Raw genomic sequence first — 1,381 nt, forward strand, 5'->3', positions numbered from 1 at the left:
TGGGGTCCTGGGCTGGGGGCGGCCCGCTCGGGTGTGTGTCGGGGGGGAGGGGTCGCCGGGCTACCCCGTCGCCGGGTGGGCCCGCCGGGCCGGCCGGCCCCCCCGGGGGGGCGCGGGGCCGGTGCTCGACTGACCGACGGTGCTCAGCCGTTGCGGGCCGCCTCCGGCCCGGTGATCCGCCGCAGCAGCGGCAGCGTCGAGGCGATGATCCCGAGCGAGGCGGCCAGCCCGAAGGCCGTCAGCCCGTAGTACGTGAGGCCCGGGGACACCAGGCCGTAGTGCATCTGGGATTCGAGGAACATCGCCGCCGCGGCGAAGCCCGTCCCGATCGCGAGCGCGGACACCACCAGCAGCGGCAGCGCGCTCTCCAGTCCGACCACCCACCGCAGCAGGCGCAGCGGCGCCCCGGTCAGCCGCAGCATCGCGAACGGGCGGCGGCGGTCGGAGAGTCCTGCCACCACGCTCACCGCGAGGCTGCAGCCCGCGATCGGCAGGGTGGTCAGCAGGACGACGTCGGCGAGCTGACGCCAGCCCTGGAGCTTCTTCTGCCCCTCGGAGCTCCAGTCCTCGGCCATCCTGGCCAGGTACGACGGGAACTCCTCGGCGAAGAGGGTCCGCAGCTGTTCCTTGGCCGCCGGGGAGTCGTCGGTCGTCGCGTAGATGATGAACACCGGGAGGCGGGCGACCTCGTCGGCGGAGACCGGCGCCGACGGCCACTCCTTGTCGGGGTGCGCCTGGAGGTCGAGGACGCCGTTGCGGTCGACGGCCGCCACGGTGGCGCCGGGGGCGCAGTGGCCGACGACGGGGATCTGCGCCAGCTCCGAGCAGCGCACGAGGGCGGGCACGATCCGTTCCCTGCCGTCCTGGGACGCGCCGATCCCGGCCGGGTTGTCGTGCAGCAGCGCCATCCCCTCGAAGCCGGGGACGGCCCGGGCCCGGGCCACCACCCCGTCGGGCACCGCGGGGATCAGCACCGGCTTCTCCGGGCCGAGCAGCGGGGTGTCCACGACCGCCTTGCGGACCTCCGGAGCGCCGTTGAGCGTGCTCCGGTTCGCGTCGATGGTGCTCATGATGCTCAGCGTCGCGGTGGTCACGAACAGGGCCAGCACCAGACCGGCGACCGAGCGGAACCCGGCCCGCGGGTCGTCCCCCAGCCGGCGCATCGCGATCAGCGCGGCCGGGCGGTGGGTACGCCGGGCCACCGCCCGGGCGGCCGCCGCGGTGAGCCACGGACCGGCGATCACCAGGCCGAACATCACCAGGACGAAGCCGGTCAGGTAGGCCGCCGACTGGGCGTCGGTGGGCGCCGGGTGGTTGACGGCGAAGTAGCCCCGTTCGCCCCGGCCGGCCCCCACCGGGCCCCACCGCCCCCGGGGCGCGC

The 1,381-nt window shown here is 75.7% G+C and carries 1 protein-coding gene; it reads right to left on the reverse strand.

All coding sequences use genetic code 11. The features are described from left to right. Positions 1–143: 143 nt before the first annotated feature. Positions 144–1,381 (reverse strand): ABC transporter permease (locus tag ACFV0O_RS07805; RefSeq protein ID WP_380337821.1); only part of this gene is annotated, 1,238 nt, incomplete at its 5' end.

It is taken from the genome of Kitasatospora sp. NPDC059577, from assembly GCF_042735475.1.
GTDB lineage: Bacteria > Actinomycetota > Actinomycetes > Streptomycetales > Streptomycetaceae > Kitasatospora.